Source organism: Micromonospora sp. M51 (genome assembly GCF_018070305.1).
GTDB classification, from domain to species: Bacteria; Actinomycetota; Actinomycetes; order Mycobacteriales; family Micromonosporaceae; genus Micromonospora; species Micromonospora parva.
Window position 1 is genome coordinate 1 of record NZ_JAGPXZ010000678.1, and the last position, 3,381, is coordinate 3,381.

Annotated in this window: 3 protein-coding genes and 1 pseudogene; 3 read left to right on the forward strand and 1 reads right to left on the reverse strand. The window is 73.0% G+C overall.

Annotation, left to right across the window (positions count from 1 at the left end; all coding sequences use genetic code 11):
- Positions 1-697 (forward strand): permease prefix domain 1-containing protein (locus KBX53_RS26905; RefSeq protein WP_309140861.1); only part of this gene is annotated, 697 nt, incomplete at its 5' end.
- Positions 698-719: 22 nt separating this feature from the next.
- Here KBX53_RS26905 and KBX53_RS26910 read toward each other — a convergent pair.
- Positions 720-1,058: a PadR family transcriptional regulator gene (locus tag KBX53_RS26910; RefSeq protein ID WP_030329010.1), complete on the reverse strand. Its 339-nt coding sequence runs from the start codon at positions 1,056-1,058 to the stop codon at positions 720-722.
- A gap of 160 nt (positions 1,059-1,218) precedes the next feature.
- Here KBX53_RS26910 and KBX53_RS26915 point away from each other — a divergent pair, with 160 nt between their 5' ends.
- Both KBX53_RS26915 and KBX53_RS26920 read left to right on the forward strand, forming a co-directional pair.
- Positions 1,219-2,184 carry a DNA primase gene (locus KBX53_RS26915; protein WP_210862332.1) on the forward strand — a complete coding sequence of 322 codons (966 nt, stop codon included), beginning with the start codon at positions 1,219-1,221 and terminating at the stop codon, positions 2,182-2,184.
- A gap of 39 nt (positions 2,185-2,223) precedes the next feature.
- Positions 2,224-3,381: pseudogene (locus tag KBX53_RS26920) on the forward strand (transposase); the annotation flags it as partial.

Sequence of the window (3,381 nt, forward strand, 5' to 3'; positions counted from 1 at the left end):
CCGGGCTCCGTGGCAGGGTGGTGCCATGGCGCGGGGTGAGGACGTGATGGTCGACGAGCACCTGCGGGAGCTTGCCGCCCGGTTGCAGGGGCCGGCGCGACTCAAGTCCGGCCTGCTGACCGAGGCCCGGCACGGGCTGCTGGACGCCGTCGAGGCGTACCGGGAGAGCGGGATGCCACCGACCGAGGCGCAGCGCCGGGCGGTGGCCGAGTTCGGCTCACCGGCGCAGCTGCTCCCCTCCTGGCAGGCCGAACTGGCGGTGGGCGCCCTGCGCGGGCTCTCCCTGCGGATGCTGGCGATCGCCGGGGTGGGGGTCGTCGCCGGCGATCTGACCTGGCGCGGGTCGAGCTGGAGTGGCGGGCCCCGCCCGCCGGCCGGGTATCTGCTGCTCGCCAGCTCGGTCGACTGGATCTGGATGAGCGCGTTGCTGCTCTCGGTGGCCGGTCTGCTGGTGGTCCGGGCGAGCGCGCGGGCGTCGCGCCCGAGCCTGGCCCTGGCGCAGCGTGCGGTGGGCACCGGCCTGACCGGCATCCTGGTCCTCGGCATCGTGGCCGGCTCCGCGCTCTTCGCCTGGTCAATCGATCTCTTTGACGCGGCGCTGCACTGGCCCCCGATGATCATCGGGTTGGTGTTGGTGGGCGGCGGTTACTTCTCGCTGACCCGGGCGGCGCGCGGCTGGCTGCTGGCCACCCGCTGATCGGCGTCCGGACCGGAGCGGGTCAGGACGGGGTGGGCGGGCTCTCGGGGTCGAGGAACCGGCCGACTGTCAGTTGGAACTCGCGCCACCCGGCGCGCTCGCCGGCCAGCGCCCGCCGGCCCGAGTCGGTGAGCTGGTACGTCCGGCGTTCCCGGCCGCTGACAGTGCTCCAGGTGCTCGCCACGTGCCCGGCGCGTTCCAGCCGGCGCAGCGCCGGATAGATGGTGCCGGTGGGTAGGTCAAGGCTGCCGTCGCTGCGGGCCCGCAACGCCTCGATGATCGCGTAGCCGTGCAGCGCGCCCTGTTCGAGCACGGCGAGCAGCAGAGCGTCGAGATGGCCGTGCAGCGCCTGGGCCTTCATACGTAGCTACGCTACTTGTCGGACGGCCGCTTCGCCAGCGGTGACCACCAGCAGGTCGGACCCGTGCGCCGAGCGGCCACCGGGGTGCGGGCATCGGCCACCCAGGGTCGCCGACTAGGGTATGTGCCCAGAGTCACTCGCCGGTCGGAGACCCCGGTGGGTGGGCAACCCGAAGCACACGGAGGTCAGCGTGGCCCGCCAGTCGCCCCAACGGCCCGACGCCGACGAGCCCGAGCTCGACGACACCACCGGCGCGGCCCAGCCAGACGAGACCGAGGAGACCGACCGCCCGTCGGCGTCGATCGACCGTTCGCTCTGGGACGAGCTGCGCATCGACCCAGTGGAGATCGCGCTGCCCGCCGGCACCGGCTTCACGCTGCGGGCGTACCGGCCGGCCAGCTCGCTGACCCCGACCGACGTGACCGAGCGCGACCAGGACGACCCGTTCCTCGCCCGCCGCCAGGCGGTCGAAGAGGAGGAGGACGACGAGACCGTCGTCATCCTCGACGAGGAGCTGGCCCAGGAGTTCGCCGCCGAGGACGACGACGAGGACGCCACGCGCCGTCGCCGGGACGGCGCCGCCGCTGACACCGACACCGAAGAAGACTCGGACGAGGCCGTCGCGGACGAGGAGAACGACGAGGAGGTGCCGGTCTTCCTCAGCCACCAGGGCAAGCTGCTGCTGTTCAAGACCCCCGAGTCGCTGGTCAGTTTCATCCGATCCGGTGCGCCCAACGATCTGTCCCAACTGGACAGCTGGAATGAATTGTCCGAACGGGTGGAGCCGGCAGATATCGCGCCGCTCGACGAGGACACCTACGAACTCGACCTGGTCGTGGAGAACCTACGCGGTGGGCACGACACGTGGGATTCGACCCTGCTGATCGAGGCCGGCGAGGTCGCGCGTGACCTCTCGTACGCATTGCGGCTGCCTGCGGTACTCGACATGCTCTCCGCCGGCTCCAGCCTCGACGACCTGGACGAGGCGCTGCGCGCCACGGCCAACGGTGGGATCGGCGCGTTCATGGGTCGCCGACGGCTGAAGAAGATCGGCGCGCAGACCGCGAGTTTGGGTTGGCGCACCATTGTCGGCAAGATCTCTGCGGTGGTGGACTGGCGCGACTGACCCGTACCGGGGAGCATCAGTTGCTGGCAGAGGAAAGACCTGTCCCGGGAGGAGGACGACGCCGTGGCGCTCGTGCGCGTTTACTGCGGTCTGGCCTCGGCGGATCCGGCTGACCGACCGGCCTCCGCCGGCTCGACGCTGACGTCCGCTGTGGTCGACGACGCAGGCCGTCTGCTGCATGTCTGCGAGATCAGCGATGACGCCGCTGGCTACGCCCAGCTCGTCGCGCTGCTCGTGGAGCGGTCGGGCGGGCCGAGCGGTGCGGCCATCGCCGCCGACAGCGACGACCACACGGTCACCTCGCTGCTGAGCGCGGCCGGGCGCCCCCTGGCGATCGCCGACGACGACTCGGTGGACGACTTCGCCGAGCGGTTCGCCGATGACGACTCCCTGGAGGAGATGCAGTCGCCTCCGGCCGAACGACGGGCGGTCGGCCTGGCCCGCGCGTTGCAGGCGGGGGCGCTCTCCGCCGTCACCCTGCCGGCACCCCGGGACCTCGCCGGCTACAAGCAGGTGCTCTCGGCGCATGCCGCGCTGGCCAGTGGTCGACACTCCGCCGCCGTGGCGCTGCGCGAGGTTCTGCGGGAGCTCTACCCGGCGGCCCTGCGCGCCTACCCCGACCCGGCCGAGCCGGTCTCGCTGGCCGTGCTGGACGCGCTGCCCGAGCCGGGCATGCTCGGCGGCACCGTGGCCCGGGGCCGCGAGGTGTCGGTCGCGGCGGATGCCATCGCGGCGCACCTGGCCGCCGACGGGGTCGCCGACGCCGATGAGATCAACGAAGCGGTCACCGCCCTACGGGTCGCCATCTCCGAGACCCCCCGACGCGCCGCGGTCAACCGGGCCCTCACGTCCGCGGTGGCCGAGACGGTCCGCCAGGCCGTCGCCTCCGTCCGGGCGTGCGACGCCGGGTGCGAGGCGTTGGTCAGCGCGCTCAGCTCACGGGTCAGCACTCCGGTTCAGGCACCCGGCCGCCGGGCCGCCGCCCGTCGTGGCGAGTCCGTCGGTGAGCTGACCGGCCTGGCCGGCACCAACGCCGCCTTGACCGGCCTCTCCGGCGCCAACGCCGGACTGCGGTCGGTCCGACCCACCCCGGCAGCCGCCGATCCGGCACCCGCCGGGCGGCGCAGCCGCCCCGAGCCGATCCCCGGTAACGCGCCGCTGGCGTCGCCCCGCCCGCTCGGGCCACCACCAGTTGCC